Raw genomic sequence first — 16,180 nt, forward strand, 5'->3', positions numbered from 1 at the left:
CACAGAGTTTTTTATCATTCTCTGTGCTTTTTTAGTGATATAATATTGAAATCAATTGTAAAGGAGATCAACTATGGGGATTGAACTCGTTCACTTTAGCACTGGTAAACCGAAACAAATGAAATATGGCGAAGATAAAGAAATGATAACAGGTATATGTAAAGATCCTACAGAAGAGGCCTTCCTCTCAAAAGACGGATTCCGTGGTGATGATGTAGCGGATTTAAAACACCACGGGGGACCTGATCGCGCAGTTTGTGTGTACCCACACGAGCATTACGCACTATGGGAAGAGGAATTTCAAACTACACTTCCGGCTTCCACATTTGGCGAAAACATTACCGTAACAAATATGTTAGAGCGTGATGTATGCATCGGAGATACATATCAACTAGGCGAAGCAATCATTCAAGTTACACAAGCGAGAGTACCTTGTAGCACAATTTCAAAACGCCTTGGTATTCCTGGTATTTTGCCACGTATTGTAGCAACTGGATATACTGGGTATTTATGTCGTGTTCTTCAAGAAGGTACTGTGCGTAAAGATTCTAAAATTACATTACTAGAGCGTCCATCAAACAATGTATCTGTTTTGTTCTCTAACGAAATTTATTTTCATAATAGGAAAGATAAAGATGGCATTGAGAAGATTCTTGCTGTACCAGAACTAGCCGAGATTTGGCGTGGTCAGTTAGAGGATCGCCTTGCGAAGTTAAAATAATAAATCCCACCTTTTATAGGTGGGACTCTATTTATCTATCATACGGTATACTAGCGACCGAAATTATATCGACTTAACTACAAAATACGACAAACACTCCCCTTACAACCAATAAGAAGAATAACTCCCCAATACAGTAACAGAAAAACCAAGTGCTTCAAGTTCCATCGTTACGCCTGGCAATAATACGTCATCGTATGCTTTATCGACATCGATTAAGAAAAAGTAATTTCCAAGACCTGTTTTCATCGGGCGCGATTCAATTTTGGATAAGTTTAATTTTCTCCATGCGAAAGCTGATAACACTTGATATAGTGCCCCTGCGTAATCAGCAGGTAACGTTATCATAAGCGTCGTTTTCTCTCCTCGGTTTTCTCCGTTATTTGGCAGTACTGCTTTCTTTTTCTTATGGAGAACAAGGAAACGCGTATGATTGTTTTTATGCGTATGAATATCACGCCTTACAATTGTTAATCCGTACTTTTCTGCCGCTGCTTCATTTGCAATGGCGGCAACTTTTTCTTCAGGATGTTCTTTCACATATTGCGCAGCAGCACTTGTTGATGTCATATCTCGAACAGTTACGCCTTTTAATTCCTCATTTAAAAATTTATGGCACTGTGCAATGGCATGTGGATGAGAATGTACAGCGTATACTTCTTTCCACACTCCTTCGTACTGCGGGTGTACGAGTAAATGTTGCTGAATTGGCACTGTAATTTCTCCTACAATGGAAAGTGGCTGCTCATGTACGAGATAATCAACCGTTATATTAACTGAACCTTCTATGGCGTTCTCTAACGGTACAACTGCGAAATCTACGTTTTCATTTGCGGCTGCATCAATACAATCTGGAATCGTTCGATACGGTACATGCTCTGCTTCCGGAAAAAAACGACTCACCGCCATATTTGTAAATGTTGCCTCTGGTCCTAAATATCCTACTCGAATCATCGTCTTTTCCCTCTCTTTTTCGTTTTCTTACTGTTATACCATACTTTTTTATATTCTTCTATGTAAATTTCGAATATTTAAAAAAGACTAGCATTCGCTAGTCTAAATGTTTCTTGTATTCTCTTTGAGCGAAGAAGAAATAAATGATACATGCAGCGATATAAAACAGAATAAACAAACCTACTTTTCTTAATGAACCGTCCATAAAGAGAGTATTATGAAACGTATATAACGCAACTGCACTATGCATACTTCCTACTATAATTGGCGCAAAAAATAGCATACACAATTGCCAACGGGAAATCTTCCAAACTTCTTCCTTCGTCATCCCAAGTTTAGAGAGTGCCCCGTACTGCTTACGATCCGATGCAATATTATGAAACCATTTAAAATATACGATGCTACATGAAGTAAGGAAGAATAATATACTAATGAATGAGCCTACAAATAGAGTAATATCACCGCCTTCTTTCATATTCACATATAACTCCATATTACTTCGAAATGCATCATTTGCATTTTGTTTCATATGTTTCCGTAAAGCTTCGTTTAATTCCTTCGTATTTTCGATATTTGGTAATGTATACCCTCTATATATCATTTTTTCAGAATCCGGAATTATATTTGCTATACTGTTAAAATCTTCATCATTCATGACAAAAAACAGACCATTAATGTATGAAGGGTGATAGTTAAATTGCACCCCTTCTTTCTGACCGTTAAATGCGAATGGATACGCTTGATTCATTACTTGCAATTGAATCTCTTTTTGATTATATACATTTGGATAATTGCGTTTATTATAATAGACAAGTGTAACTGTTCCTTTTTTAGGATAATACATTTTCTGTTTTTGTTTTCTTGCCTCTTGATTGTATTCACTTTCCTTTATAAGCGGTGCTACCTCTGTTTCTCCCTTATTGGACTGAAAGGATGCATACACTCCAACAAAACTCATATATTGAAAATTATCATATCCATATTGATGTAATAAGTTTTCAACCTTGTCTTTCTCGAAAACTTCATGAGCAGAAGTACCTTTTTCTATGTATGAAAATGAGTGTACTCCTCCGCCACGCCACATATCTTGCATGCTAGAAAAATATAAGAACACCGTACCTGTCGCCGTAACGACAAACGTTGTTGCCATAGACAACAGAAAGAAAAAGCGACTATTTTCCTTCATTCGATGTGACAATTGATTCACTATAAATAAATACGGATATGTATACATAATCTTTTTATTTCGTTTTATCACTTCTAACAATTGGCTAACACCATGTGTAAAAGAAAAATACGTTCCAAAAAAGATAAGTATAGACACAGGGAAAAAGTATAATGCTATCGTTGGCACCGTCACTTGTAGCGCTAGCGCATATCCCGTTCCTAAACAAGCAAAGCCGAATAAACAAAGCCACTTTGATGTTTTCCTCTCTCGTTTATCTGTTCGAAATTCTTTTAATAACCGTATGATTTTTATATTCCATATACGTAAAGCACTTATAAAAGATAACAGAACAAAGACGAGCATATATATAACAAACGTTACACCAATCGCTCTCATGTCAAATATGACAGGGAGTTCTTTCGGAAGATGAAGTAACATACTAAATACCATAAAAAAGAGTTTCAAAAAAATCATGCCAAGCCCAATACCGAAAATATTAGCGAAAATTCCGATCAATATTTGCTCGGTCATAATCACTCCTATTACGTTAGACTTCGTCGCTCCCATTAACATATATAACCCTAATTCTTTCTTACGTGCTTCTATGAAAATAGAAGTAGAGTACAAAATAAATATGACGAAAAAAGAAATAATTATAACGTTACATATGATAAGTCCCCAGCGTACATTTTGATACCACATCGTCTCTTGCATATACGGATGTACAATGACAGACATGTATGCATAAGAAGCAAATATGGCAAAACAACTACTTAAGAAAAACACTTTATAATTACGCCAATTTCCCTTTATATTTTGTAGCGCCAGTTGCCGAATGTTCATCTATCGTCCTCCTGTACCTTACTACATAGGCAAAAAGCTAGAGGTTTCCCTAGCTTTTCACGTGTTTTAAATATCCTCTTTGCGCGATCATAAAGTAAATGGCAGAAGCTAAAATATAAGCCCCTATTACAATCGCACCTGATTTCCATAAATCGATATAAAGCATTTTCCCTAACGTATGAAGAGCAAACCCACTATGAATTGTACCGATTAAAATTGGGATAAAGAAGATAACACCCATCTGACGAATTGCAATTTTACGAATTTCTTTATCTGTCATACCAATTCTTTTTAATGACTTAAATTGAATACGATCTTGTTCTTTATCATTAAACCATTTAAAGTATGTCATGCTACACGCAAAGAAGAAGAACAGTACTGCTACGAAGAATCCGATGAACATTGTAATCGCTCCACCTTCTCTTATATCTTTATAAGCGAACACTGCGTTTCTCAATTCCCCTTGCTTTTCTGGTGCAATTTCCTTTTTCAAATCTAGCACAAGGTCTTCCGTACTTTTCCAGTCTTCAATATAATAACCATAATATTTCGTCTTTTCTTCATCTGGTACGAGCTTTTCGTATTTCTCAAAATCTTGATCATTCACAATGAGATATTCGCTATCATTAAAAACAGAATATGACGTTGGCTCATTTAATTGAGCAGACTGCATTTGTCCGTTGATTGTAAATTCATACGGTTTCGTACGATCTATCTTCATAAGTTCATTTGCTGCATCAACCATAACCATCGTCGCACTACCTGGTGCATTATGAACCTCTGTAATTTGCTCTTTCTTTTGTTTACGCACTTCCGCGTTATATTCTTTTTCTGAAATAATCGTCATTGGTACTTCACGTTCACTGTTAAACAACATTATTTTCTGTGTTGCAGGTAGTTTTACGTAAGTTACTTTTCGTGCATCTTCAAACCCATGTTTTTTTACAATCTCTTGTTCTTTTTCTTCATTAATCAGGCTATGCGTGTTTAGTCCCTTTTCCTCATATGAAATAGCATGCGGTGTAAGCTCTATCGTTTTCGCACTCATATTTTCAAAATATACATAAAGCGTACCAACCGCTGAAGATACAACTGCCGTAATAATAGAAATTACAAATAGAAAACGAGCATTATCTTTCATTTTATAAATAAGATTGCTAAGTACGAACATATTTGGATACGTATAAAAAGATTTTTTTCTTTTTTGCAGTGCTTTTAATACGACTGTACTACCTTGTGTAAACAGTAAATACGTTCCGCCTATCGTCAGCCCTACAATCGGTAAAAACAGTATGATAAAATTCATAAATGTCACTTGGAAGCTAAGTACATATGCAACAATAATACATCCTATACCAACTACACCTAACCATGTAAATGCAAAAGGTTCTACTTTTTGTTTTCTTGCTTCTCTTAATAAATCAATAATTTGCAAGCGCCCTACTGTCCAAACACTAAACAATGATAGGATTAAAAATAGAATAAAGTATACACCAGCTGTAATAAGAATTGCTTTACTATTCCATACGAGTGGAAGTGTTTTATCTATTTTCAATATTACGCTTAATGCTTGGAAAAATAATTTTGAACAAAGCATGCCAAGCCCAATACCTACTACAATTGCAATACTACCTAACATAAGCTGTTCTAATATAATCATTCGGCCAAGTTGAGATTTTGTTCCGCCTATTAATGTTAATAGACCAAACTCTTTTTTTCTTGCTCGTAAAAATGTTGAATTCGCATATAAAATAAAGAGTGCTGAGAAGATGACTACAATATAATTCATCGATTCTAGCCCTTTTGAGATCATATCCCTCATACTAATATTACCGCTTACGACATCTGGATGATAAATGAAGGAAGCATACATGAAAAATACGACAATCGATAAACAGCTACTAATAAGAAACGCTTTATAATTACGCCAATTTCCTTTTACGTTATTAAGCGCGAGCTGGCGAAAGTTCATGATATTCTCCTCCTAGCATCGCAAGTACATCCAGAATTTCTTGGAAAAAGGCTTGTTTCGTTCTTCCCTTATGTATTTCTGAGAAAATTTCTCCGTCGCGAATGAAAAGAATACGTTCGCAATAACTCGCCGCTACTGGATCATGCGTTACCATTGCAATCGTTACTTTCTTTTGCTCATGCAAATCTTGAAGTGCTCCCATTAATGATTTCGCTGACTTAGAATCTAAGTTTCCTGTTGGCTCATCCGCTAAAATTAATGTTGGTTCATGAATAATCGCCCTTGCAGCTGCTGCACGTTGTTGTTGTCCACCTGATACTTCGTATACTTTTTTATTTAAAATTTCTTCGATGTTTAAAAACCTCGCAATTTCAAGTACTTTCGCATCAATTTCTTTTACAGATTTCTTCGCCATTACAAGCGGCAAAATAATATTTTCTTTAATCGATAATGTATCAAGTAAGTTGAAATCTTGGAAAATGAATCCTAGATGTGTACGGCGAAATTCCGCCAATTTTGCAGCACGCATTTGATTAATTTCTTCACCATTTACAAGCACATGACCTGAAGTTTGCTTATCAATTGTTGCTAATAAATTTAAAAGCGTTGTTTTTCCGCTTCCTGAAGGCCCCATAATCCCTACAAACTCGCCTTCTTCAATTTTAAAATTTATATCATTTAAAGCAGTCGTCGCTACTGAACCTTTTGATTGGTACACCTTCGTTAACCCTTTTACTTCAAGAACACTCATTTCTAATCCCCCTACGTGTTTTCTTCTTACATTTACTATAAGAAAAATAAGAAAAAGAAACGAGTGATTTCCCTTACAAAACGTTTTGTTATCTTACAGTTTTGTCATTTTTCTCATTAATGTATGATATTCTTCATCTTTTGCAAATTGGAACGTAACTGTTGTTCCTTCCCCTTCAGTTGATTGTACATACACTCCATGATGTAAATTACCGCAGATTTCCTTCGTAATATATAAACCCATACCTGTCGCTTCCCTTGTTTTACGGCCGTTTATTCCCGTAAAGAACGGATCAAATATACGCTTTACATCTTGCTCAGGAATACCAATTCCATTGTCCTTAATATGTAATAACACCTTTTGATCTTTCTCTTCAATTTGAAATTGAATTTCTTTTTTCTCTGCTTCTGAAATTTTTGTATACTTAATTGCATTCACAACAATTTGGCTCATCGCGATACTAAGCCACTTTCTATCAGACGCAATCATACAAGTCTCTTCTTCAAACATCATTTTCGGAAATACAGAAGATTGAATGAACGACTTCCGATTTTCATTAATAATATCTCGAATGACCTCTATAACATTTACTACTTCTACTTTATAGTCTTTCGAAAATTGATCTAACCTTGCCATATGTAACGCTAAATCTAACCCATTTAAAATACGATTATTTTCTTCACGAATACTTTCAATCGTTCCCCTTGCTTCACGGTGCTCCTTACCATATTTCTGTAACAATAATTCAATAACGGATACTGGTGTTTTCATTTGATGGATCCACTGGTTCATAAAAATCATTTGCTGTTGCTCTTTTGCATGCTGCTTATGAACTTCATTCATATATTGCTGCCTTAATAGCGTAAACGCTTCAACGACCAGTTCTTGCTCTGTTGTATAAGAAGTATCAATAAGTAAAGAGTCATGTAATGTATGTCCACCGGCAATATACTGTTCTATTCTCTTTAAAAACACACTTCGTTTTCGGTAATCGTAAATAAGGTATACACTAAATACAACTGTCCCTAATAAAAGCCCATATAACCACGTACCCCAATCAATTGATCTCTTTTCCAAGAGACTTTGCAGCTGCAATACGAGTCCAAATAAACAAAGGCTTACAATATAAGTAATAATTAACGAAAAGCGGTCTATGAGGTAATTTTTAACCTTCATGCCCTTCGCCCCACTCAGTAAGAAGAGCATAACCGTACCCACGCTTTGTGACAATTGCATTTTTAATGCCTAACTCCTCAAGTTTCTTCCTTACACGCTTTACATTCACGGTTAATGTATTATCATCAACAAAAGCTACTTCATCCCATAAAGCCTCTAACAGCTCTTCACGTGTCACGTATTGATTTGATTGTTTCATTAAACATTCTAATAAATAAAACTCATTTTTTGTAAGTTCCGTTTGTTGACCTTTCCACTCTACTGTGTGCTGTGATGGGAATAATAACAATCCATTAACACCTAAGCAGTCCCTTTCCGCGGCCAAAGCATACTCACCATACCCGCGGCGGAGTGCACTTTTCACCTTTGCCATTACGATATCTAAATGGAATGGCTTCGTAATGTAATCATCTCCGCCATTTTCAATCGCCATTACTTGATCCATTTCCCCTGTTCTTGCAGAAACAAAAATAATCGGCGCATTCGATACAGTGCGGATTTGGCGGCACCAGTAGAAGCCATCAAAGTATGGTAAATTAATATCAAGTAACACAAGATGAGGACTTACTTTTACAAACTCATCTTTTATATGCCGTAAATCGCTCACTCTGAAAGATTGATATCCATACCTTTCTAAATGCTCCTCTAATATCTCTGCAATTTTTTCATCATCTTCTACAATTAATATTTTATACATATTCCTTTTCTCCCCATAAAATATTCTTCTAAAATCACTCCTTTTTCTATTATAAATTGAAACTTTAATCAATGGGGATTTTTTCCTATATCGACTTATAGTTCGCCTATATGAATTGGGTTTTTACTGGACTCAAATAACGAAAAAAAAAAAGACCGCCATATTTCGGCAGTCTTAATCGATAAATTCAAATTGATATTCAAGAATTTTCACAATATCTCCGTCTGTTGCACCACGTGCACGAAGGGCTTCATCAATACCCATTCCACGCATTTGACGAGCAAATCGGCGTACAGATTCATCACGTGAGAAGTCTGTCATCTTGAATGTTTTCTCAATGTCATAACCAGAAATAACAAATGTGCCATCACTTTCGCGTGTAATTTCAAAATTAGATTCAGATTCAAATTTGTACATTACACTTGCTTCAGATTCTTCTACATCATCGTACATTGGGAATTCTGGTGTTGTTTCTAATAAGTTCGCTACTTCAAATAGTAAGTCACGAACACCTTGTTTCGTTACAGCTGAGATTGGGAAAATTTTCACTTCGTCTCCCAATTTCTCTTTAAATGCTTGTAAGTTTTCTTCTGCATCTGGCATATCCATTTTGTTTGCAACAACAACTTGTGGACGCTCAGTTAAACGCATATTGTATTCTTTTAGTTCATTATTGATTGTGACATAATCTTCATATGGCTCACGTCCTTCTAAACCAGACATATCGATAACGTGTACAATTACACGTGTACGTTCGATATGACGTAAGAATTGGTGTCCAAGTCCAACGCCGGAGTGTGCGCCTTCAATTAGTCCAGGAAGGTCAGCCATAACGAAGCTGCGGTTATCACCAGTTTCAACAACACCAAGATTCGGAACGATTGTTGTAAAGTGATATTCTGCAATTTTCGGACGCGCTGATGATACAACAGATAATAATGTAGATTTACCTACACTTGGGAATCCAACAAGTCCAACATCTGCTAGCACTTTAAGTTCTAGCGTGACATCACGTTCTTGACCTGGTTCCCCGTTCTCAGCGATTTCTGGCGCTGGGTTCGTCGCTGTTGCGAAACGTGAATTACCACGGCCACCACGGCCACCTCTTGCGATTACAGCTGTTTGTTCATGCGTTACTAAATCGGCAAGAATTTCACCTGTTTTTTCATCTTTCACTATTGTTCCTGGTGGAACCTTTACGATTAAATCTTCAGATTTACGACCGTGCTGACCTTTACTCATTCCGTGCTGACCGCGATCAGCTTTGAAATGACGTTGGTAGCGGAAGTCCATTAATGTACGTAAGCCTTCCTCAACAACAAAAACAACATCTGCACCTTTACCACCGTCGCCACCTGCTGGGCCACCTTTAGGTACATACTTCTCACGACGATACGCAACCATTCCGTTACCACCGTCGCCGCCTTTTACATATATCTTGACCTGATCTACAAACATTATTTCACCACACTTTTTTCGATTAGTTGTAATATAACTGAGACTTCTTCGTCTCGTACTGTATAAGAAATGGAATACCATTTATTGTTTTCGTTCGCAAGCCACGTTTGTAGTTCTTCTACATTCGTTAGCTTTCCACGAAAATCAAAAAAGAAACGAGCATTCTCCGCGTCACATTCAATTGTGATACAAACATAATTTTCAACATATACGTCTAAACTATGCTGAAGCATTAAGAAAAACTGATTCGTCCATGTACATACAGTCTCATCTAGATGAGATAAGTTATGTAATTTCCCTAATACTTCGTACTCCAATAAGCACGGTTGCTGTTTCCAATTATATGTTAAAATCCACTCTGAAAATAAAGGCATTGATAGCCCCATCAGATTGGATTCTTGTCTCGCTTCTTGGACAAAACGATCGATGAGCCTATGAATCTCTTCCACTTTTCCAAGGGAAAGATTTCCTTTAACCATCTGCAAACGATTGAGCCAATCATGTCTCGAGTGGCTCAACGCATCTATAATTGTCCATTTTTCATTCATTTAGATACCCCTTAATATAGAAAAACTCTAACCTGCACTCAGGTTAGAGTTTTCCGTGAGTTCTTATGCTTCTTGAGCAACAGGATATACGCTCACTTGTTTGCGGTCACGACCAAGACGCTCAAAGCGTACTACGCCGTCAACTTTCGCGTATAAAGTGTCATCGCCACCACGACCAACGTTAACACCTGGATAAATTTTTGTACCGCGTTGACGGTAAAGAATTGAACCACCTGAAACCGTTTGACCATCTGCGCGTTTAGCACCAAGACGTTTTGACTGAGAGTCACGACCGTTCTTTGTACTACCTACACCTTTCTTAGATGCGAAAAACTGAAGATCTAATCTTAACATACGTTACACCTCCTGCACTTTTTCTATTAAACGGATATACTTTCCGTAATCAAGTTCAATCGTCTTAAGTGAAACAACCAATCCTTCTAGAAGTATTTGTGCTTTTTCTGCTGTATGAACGTCTAAATCATTAGGCAATTCATACGTCAAGAATCCGCCATCACTTCCGAGTTCAATAGTTGCCTGCACATTACAAAGTTCTTCCACTGCATTTATAGAACCAAACACAACCGCTGTAGTTCCAGCACAGACAAGATCTTGTCCATGTGGCGCATAATTGGCATGTCCAGTCATTTTAAATGATCGGATACTTCCTAGTTTCGTGCGACTTATCGTAATCTTAATCATCTTAACCAGAATTAAGCGTTAATAGCTTCAACTACTAGCTTAGTGTAAGGTTGACGATGACCTTGTTTCTTACGATTGTTCTTTTTCGCTTTGTATTTGAAAACGATGATTTTCTTAGCGCGACCTTGTTTTTCAACTTTCGCAGTAACTGTTGCACCCTCTACAACTGGGCTACCAACTTTCACGTTTTCGCCACCAACGAAAAGAACTTTGTCAAAAGTAACAGTTTCACCAGCTTCAACATCTAATTTTTCAATGTAGATTGCTTGACCAGCTTCAACTTTAATTTGTTTTCCACCTGTTTCGATAATTGCGTACATACTTGCACCTCCTCTTAATTACTAAGACTCGCCAAAAACGAGGTAGACATAAAATGTCTTTAGGGAACCTGTCTTGTGCGGTTGTAGCATATAGCAGTTTAGGTGCTATAAACTATAACATAAAAATATTACCATGACTCATTGACTATTGTCAATGAATGTTCTGCTAACTATTTTTTCCGTTCTACAATTTCTTTCTTACTTCCAAAACGGATAATAGCGTACTTTTCGATAATATCATCTTTGAAATAAATTTCAAATGGAATATTTTTTTGTAATTCTTTTTGTGAAAAATGTTTTTGTACTTTTTTTGAAGCACCAATCAATACAGCTTCATCCTCTATATTACCATAAGTAATAAGCTCTCTCTCTAGCTCATACGCAATTGTTTCATTAGATATAACGTAACCTGTCGCTTTACAAGGCGCACACTCTTCTAATAATACGTCACGTAACGAATGTTTCTTGCGCTTACGCGTCATCTCTAAAATACCTAACTCTGTAAACCCAAGCACTCTTGTATATGTGCGATCATCTTGTAAAGCTATCATTAAACGCTCTCTTACCTTCTCTTTATCTTCCCGTCTTTTCATATTAATAAAATCAATTAATATCATCCCGCCAATATCACGAAGTCTTAATTGACGAGCAATCTCTTCAGCAGCCATTTCATTTGTGCGAAATACGGTATCTTGTAAATTTTGTTTTCCAGTAAATTTACCTGTATTCACATCAATTACAGTCATCGTCTCCATTTGTTCTACAATTAGATAGGCACCATTTGGTAGCCACACAATTTTTTGAAGTGCTTTCTCGATTTCACGATCTATTCCAAAATGGTTAAACATCGAAGATTTTTCATTATAAAAGGTTACTCTTTCTTTCCCTACTTTTTCTTCTAATTCTTTTACTATACTTCTCGTATCTACAACTATTTTTTCAATTGTTTCAATTGGGTTCTCCTGAAATACACGATCTAAAAACGTCGCTGGTTGATGAAGTAGTAAGGGCGCCTTCCCTTGATCTTCTTTTCTTTTTAACTCTTCATATAACTGCTGCAACCCTTGCATTTCAGCTTGTATTTCATCGATCGTTCCTTTTTCAGAAGCAGAACGGAAAATGTATCCACCTGTTCCTTCTACTTCAATTCCCAGTAACTGTTGTCTTCTTTTATTATTTTTTATTTTCCGAGAAACAGCGCGCATTTCATCATAGGGCATGTAAACGACATATTTTCCGGTAAATTCTATCTTCGCCGTTAATTTTGGCCCCTTCGTATCAATTGCCTCTTTCACAACTTGTACAAGTATCGCCTGCCCTTCATGTATGCGATATGAAGATGGTACATCATCAAATGAAAGATATGCATGTTTTTCTAATCCGATATTTACAAAGGCTGCGTTCATTCCAGCAATTGTTCTTACGATACGCCCAACATAAATATGTCCGACAATCTCCTGCTCTTCATTCCGTTTCCATAAAAGCTCTACAATTTTTTGTTTCTCTTCTATCGCAACACGCTTTTCCGAACCAGTGTAGTTAATATATAACGTCTTCAAAATTCTTTCCTCACTTTTCATTTCTTTTCCTTACAATATAAAAGGTTAGTGTCGTCGTCAACACTAACCAATTAATTCTTCAACAGATGAGGTTGTTCGTTTTTCAGCAAAATACGCATACAACAATTCATTTTCGTCCAATGTGTAATGCTCTTTATATTTTCCATGGACGATAATAGAGTGTTTATATCCTCTGCGAAATTTTGTGAAAATCGTATATAAATGATCTTCCGTTTTCACCTCAATAGGTGCTATTTTTTCAATATCTCTTTTATTCCCATAATAACGCTCTAATAAAAAACGCATAAATGCGTACCGTCTTTGTTTCCATTCTTGATATAAAGAAATCGCTAGAAAAACGAGTAATACCCACATCATAATGTTATTACTATTCCAAAGTAACTGCCATCCTAATATTACACTAAAAAAAACACATGACAATTTCATCATCTTTTCATGTGCTTGTAAATAGGGAAAACGATATGATAATACATTAAATAATACTTTTCCACCATCCAGTGGCCAAATAGGCAATAAATTAAACCCTAAAATAATGACATTATTCCATACAAAGAAATGGTACAAATCGTCAGTTACCCAGCCCGCTTTATACAAAATGTAAGCGACTGCAATCATCCATATATGCTGAATTGGCCCCGCCATAACGACAATTAATTCTTCTTTTAACGATTTGTTCCCATGTTCTTCCATCTCAACTACACCACCAAACGGCAAAAGCTGAATTTGTTTAATACGCCAATTATAATACGCTGCGGCAAAAGCATGCCCAAGTTCATGAACTAAAACGATACAAAATAGTAATAGTAACTCTTTAAAACGTGCTGTAAAAATACCAATGACAATAATAACCCAAAACAACGGATGCACAGAAATTTTCGTGAAAACATCCCTATATTTAATCAAATGAAATCACCTGAATTGGATCAATAAATTTTTCATTCTTTTTTATTGCAAAATAAAATTTGCCATTTTTATTATTTTCATCATTACTCACTATTCCAATTTTTTGTTTCTTTGAAACGTAATCATATAATTTTACTGACATATCATTTAAATTTGCATACCATGACTCCGTACCATCAGCGTGCTGAATTTGAACTGTATTTCCAAGTTCCTCTTTCTTGCCCGCAAAAACAACTATACCTTCATTTACTGACTCCACCGTTGCATTTGTAGCCGTTTGAACAAATACACCCTGGCCGTTTTTTTGAAATCCTTGCATCACCTTTCCAGAGGCAGGAATCGCATAATCCTTTTGCTGAATAGCCTCTTCTTTTTTCTCATTTGGAGAAAAGAACACGAGAGGTTTTCCAAACTGATTTTCATACCATTTTGATATAGTAGCAAATTGAAATTCTTCTTGCATAACTTTTTCTGTAACAGCTCTAGTACCATCAAAAGAAGAAGGTGCGTTCTTAAATAAAATAGCAACCGAAAGAACTAATATTGCTGATAGCAAAACTTTGAAGAGAAAAACTTCTTTTCGAAATAGAGGATGAATTTCCTTCTCCCCCTCTTCAATAAAGACCGTTTCGCTATCAAAATCTCCTCCCGCAAAATACTGCTCTTCTTCTAGCAATTCTTGCTCTGCTTTCCTTTTCGCAATCCGCTTTTTAATTTCTTCCACACGTCTATTCTTCATACTGTCTCCTTTCTTTCGTTAGCCTTATTCAAATAGAAACAGTTATATACAGTTTGTACATATGTATGAGTTATAGAAGGAAGATATTCATGCGAAGAAAAAAGAAAGCACTCCGCATTTATGCGAAGTGCTTTTAACGGATTCCAAAGAAATTTTTCATCTTTGTAAATACCGATACTTTTTCTTGTTCAAATGCTTGTAATGGTACATTCTCACCTAACAAGCGTCTTGCAATATTACGATAAGCTATTGCTGCTTTCCCGCTAGGTTGCAGCGCTACAGGTTCACCTGTATTCGTAGCACGAATAACTTCATCATCATCCTCGACAACTCCAAGAAGCTCGATTGACAGTGTACGTACGATTTCATCAACGTCTAACATATCCTGTTCATGAAGCATATGACTACGCACACGGTTAATGACAAGTTTCGGTGGTTCAATATCCTCTTTCTCTAAAAGCCCGATAATACGATCCGCATCACGCATTGAGGATACTTCTGGTGTTGTTACAACGATTGCTTTATCCGCACCTGCTACTGCATTTTTAAACCCCTGCTCAATCCCCGCAGGACAATCAATTAATATGTAATCATAATCTTGACGTAATACTTGTATTAATTCATCCATTTGTTCAGGTGTTACCGCCGACTTATCGCTCGTTTGTGCTGCAGGTAATAAATAAAGATCATCAAAACGCTTATCTTTAATAAGAGCCTGAGGTAAACGACAACGCCCTTCAACGACATCAACAAGATCAAATACAATACGATTTTCTAGCCCCATTACTACGTCTAAATTGCGTAAACCGATATCTGTATCAATTAAACACACTTTTTTTCCAGATAACGCAAGGGCTGTACCAATGTTCGCAGACGTTGTAGTTTTACCTACTCCGCCTTTTCCAGATGTAATTACTATTGCCTCTCCCACAGCTATACAATTCCCCTTTCTAACTTTGTTAAATTAGGTCTAAGATGAGTGAGAAGTTGCAGGCGATCGACAACAATGTGATTGTTCTCATTAATGTACGCACATTCTGCCGCCTCTGCTCCGTCTTCTTTCTCTTCCGGAGCCCGCATTGTCACATCACTAATTCGGAGTTGCATAGGGTTCATAATAGATGCAGCAATAACAGCTTCTGAATCTCCATCATACCCCGCATGTGCAATTCCTCTTAATGATCCCAAGACAAAAATATTCCCCCCAGCGATAACCGTTCCGCCTGGATTAACATCTCCAATTAATAATAAATTGCCTTTTACATGTAACACTTGTCCAGAGCGAACAATTTTGGAAATAGGGACAATTTCTGTTTCTTCTTTCCAAGCTATTGCTTCTGCTTTTGTTATAACATCACTTTCGATTGATTCTACAACAAGGTTCTTCTTATTGCGAATTAACGTACGAATCTCTTCTTGTTGTACTTCTGTTAAATAGCGATTTCCTACTTTAACACGCACTTCAATTAAAGAACGTCCGTCACTCTCATAGTAATGTGTAGAAAGCTTTTCATCCAATTCTTTTAGTAGCTCAGAGAATGAACAGCAATCATCTAAATGAAGTGTTATTCCATCTTTTGTCCCTTTTATCGTTACATTTTGTTGCTTTTTTTCTTCCACTAAAGTTCACCCCACCGATTCAATTCGA

At 36.4% G+C, this 16,180-nt stretch carries 17 protein-coding genes and 1 other annotated feature; of the genes, 1 reads left to right on the forward strand and 16 read right to left on the reverse strand.

The window, feature by feature from the left end; all coding sequences use genetic code 11:
• Positions 1–73: 73 nt before the first annotated feature.
• Complete coding sequence (locus JFU23_RS10105) at positions 74–721, forward strand: MOSC domain-containing protein (RefSeq protein ID WP_201031824.1); 648 nt, start codon at positions 74–76, stop codon at positions 719–721.
• Positions 722–823: 102 nt separating this feature from the next.
• On the opposite strand, the gene pheA is transcribed toward JFU23_RS10105, so the two are convergent.
• From pheA to minC, 16 genes are all read right to left on the reverse strand, one after another.
• Complete coding sequence (gene pheA, locus JFU23_RS10110) at positions 824–1,675, reverse strand: prephenate dehydratase (protein ID WP_002067399.1); 852 nt, start codon at positions 1,673–1,675, stop codon at positions 824–826.
• A 97-nt stretch (positions 1,676–1,772) separates the two neighbouring features.
• Complete coding sequence (locus tag JFU23_RS10115) at positions 1,773–3,686, reverse strand: ABC transporter permease (protein WP_201031825.1); 1,914 nt, start codon at positions 3,684–3,686, stop codon at positions 1,773–1,775.
• 49 nt (positions 3,687–3,735) lie between these two features.
• Positions 3,736–5,658 (reverse strand): ABC transporter permease, encoded by a 1,923-nt coding sequence (locus JFU23_RS10120; protein WP_201031826.1) that lies wholly within the window; start codon positions 5,656–5,658, stop codon positions 3,736–3,738.
• Positions 5,633–6,409: an ABC transporter ATP-binding protein gene (locus tag JFU23_RS10125; protein ID WP_002015381.1), complete on the reverse strand. Its 777-nt coding sequence runs from the start codon at positions 6,407–6,409 to the stop codon at positions 5,633–5,635. The genes JFU23_RS10120 and JFU23_RS10125 overlap by 26 nt, the downstream gene beginning before the upstream one ends.
• A gap of 93 nt (positions 6,410–6,502) precedes the next feature.
• Positions 6,503–7,585 carry a HAMP domain-containing histidine kinase gene (locus JFU23_RS10130; protein ID WP_201031827.1) on the reverse strand — a complete coding sequence of 361 codons (1,083 nt, stop codon included), beginning with the start codon at positions 7,583–7,585 and terminating at the stop codon, positions 6,503–6,505.
• On the reverse strand, positions 7,575–8,282 hold the full coding sequence (locus JFU23_RS10135) for a response regulator transcription factor (protein ID WP_201031828.1): 708 nt from the start codon (positions 8,280–8,282) through the stop codon (positions 7,575–7,577). Before JFU23_RS10135 ends, JFU23_RS10130 begins: the two co-directional genes overlap by 11 nt.
• Positions 8,283–8,456: 174 nt before the next feature.
• Positions 8,457–9,740 carry a GTPase ObgE gene (gene obgE / locus JFU23_RS10140; protein WP_002015378.1) on the reverse strand — a complete coding sequence of 428 codons (1,284 nt, stop codon included), beginning with the start codon at positions 9,738–9,740 and terminating at the stop codon, positions 8,457–8,459.
• Positions 9,740–10,288, reverse strand: coding sequence for a sporulation initiation phosphotransferase B (locus tag JFU23_RS10145; RefSeq protein ID WP_044442397.1), 549 nt, complete (start codon positions 10,286–10,288; stop codon positions 9,740–9,742). The genes obgE and JFU23_RS10145 overlap by 1 nt, the downstream gene beginning before the upstream one ends.
• 63 nt (positions 10,289–10,351) lie before the next feature.
• Positions 10,352–10,642 (reverse strand): 50S ribosomal protein L27, encoded by a 291-nt coding sequence (gene rpmA, locus JFU23_RS10150; RefSeq protein ID WP_000944957.1) that lies wholly within the window; start codon positions 10,640–10,642, stop codon positions 10,352–10,354.
• A gap of 3 nt (positions 10,643–10,645) precedes the next feature.
• Entirely contained in the window at positions 10,646–10,990 is a 345-nt protein-coding gene (locus JFU23_RS10155; protein ID WP_002138477.1) for a ribosomal-processing cysteine protease Prp, read from the reverse strand.
• Positions 10,991–11,001: 11 nt separating this feature from the next.
• On the reverse strand, positions 11,002–11,310 hold the full coding sequence (gene rplU / locus JFU23_RS10160; protein ID WP_000270907.1) for a 50S ribosomal protein L21: 309 nt from the start codon (positions 11,308–11,310) through the stop codon (positions 11,002–11,004).
• A gap of 14 nt (positions 11,311–11,324) precedes the next feature.
• Positions 11,325–11,403: a sequence feature (ribosomal protein L21 leader region), on the reverse strand.
• Between the two features lie 77 nt (positions 11,404–11,480).
• Positions 11,481–12,890: an Rne/Rng family ribonuclease gene (locus JFU23_RS10165; protein WP_201031829.1), complete on the reverse strand. Its 1,410-nt coding sequence runs from the start codon at positions 12,888–12,890 to the stop codon at positions 11,481–11,483.
• 42 nt (positions 12,891–12,932) lie between these two features.
• The gene (locus JFU23_RS10170; RefSeq protein ID WP_002088816.1) at positions 12,933–13,793 is read right to left on the reverse strand and encodes a M50 family metallopeptidase; all 861 of its coding nucleotides are present in this window, start codon (positions 13,791–13,793) and stop codon (positions 12,933–12,935) included.
• A complete protein-coding gene (locus JFU23_RS10175) occupies positions 13,786–14,532 on the reverse strand; it encodes a M23 family metallopeptidase (RefSeq protein WP_002034147.1) in 747 nt (248 codons plus the stop codon). The genes JFU23_RS10170 and JFU23_RS10175 overlap by 8 nt, the downstream gene beginning before the upstream one ends.
• A gap of 133 nt (positions 14,533–14,665) precedes the next feature.
• Positions 14,666–15,463 (reverse strand): septum site-determining protein MinD, encoded by a 798-nt coding sequence (minD, locus tag JFU23_RS10180; protein ID WP_000503308.1) that lies wholly within the window; start codon positions 15,461–15,463, stop codon positions 14,666–14,668.
• A gap of 2 nt (positions 15,464–15,465) precedes the next feature.
• Positions 15,466–16,152 (reverse strand): septum site-determining protein MinC, encoded by a 687-nt coding sequence (gene minC / locus JFU23_RS10185; RefSeq protein ID WP_002015372.1) that lies wholly within the window; start codon positions 16,150–16,152, stop codon positions 15,466–15,468.
• Positions 16,153–16,180: the final 28 nt, after the last annotated feature.

Origin of the sequence: Bacillus sp. TH50 (assembly GCF_016650565.1) — a bacterium.
Classification (GTDB): Bacteria; Bacillota; Bacilli; order Bacillales; family Bacillaceae_G; genus Bacillus_A; species Bacillus_A mycoides.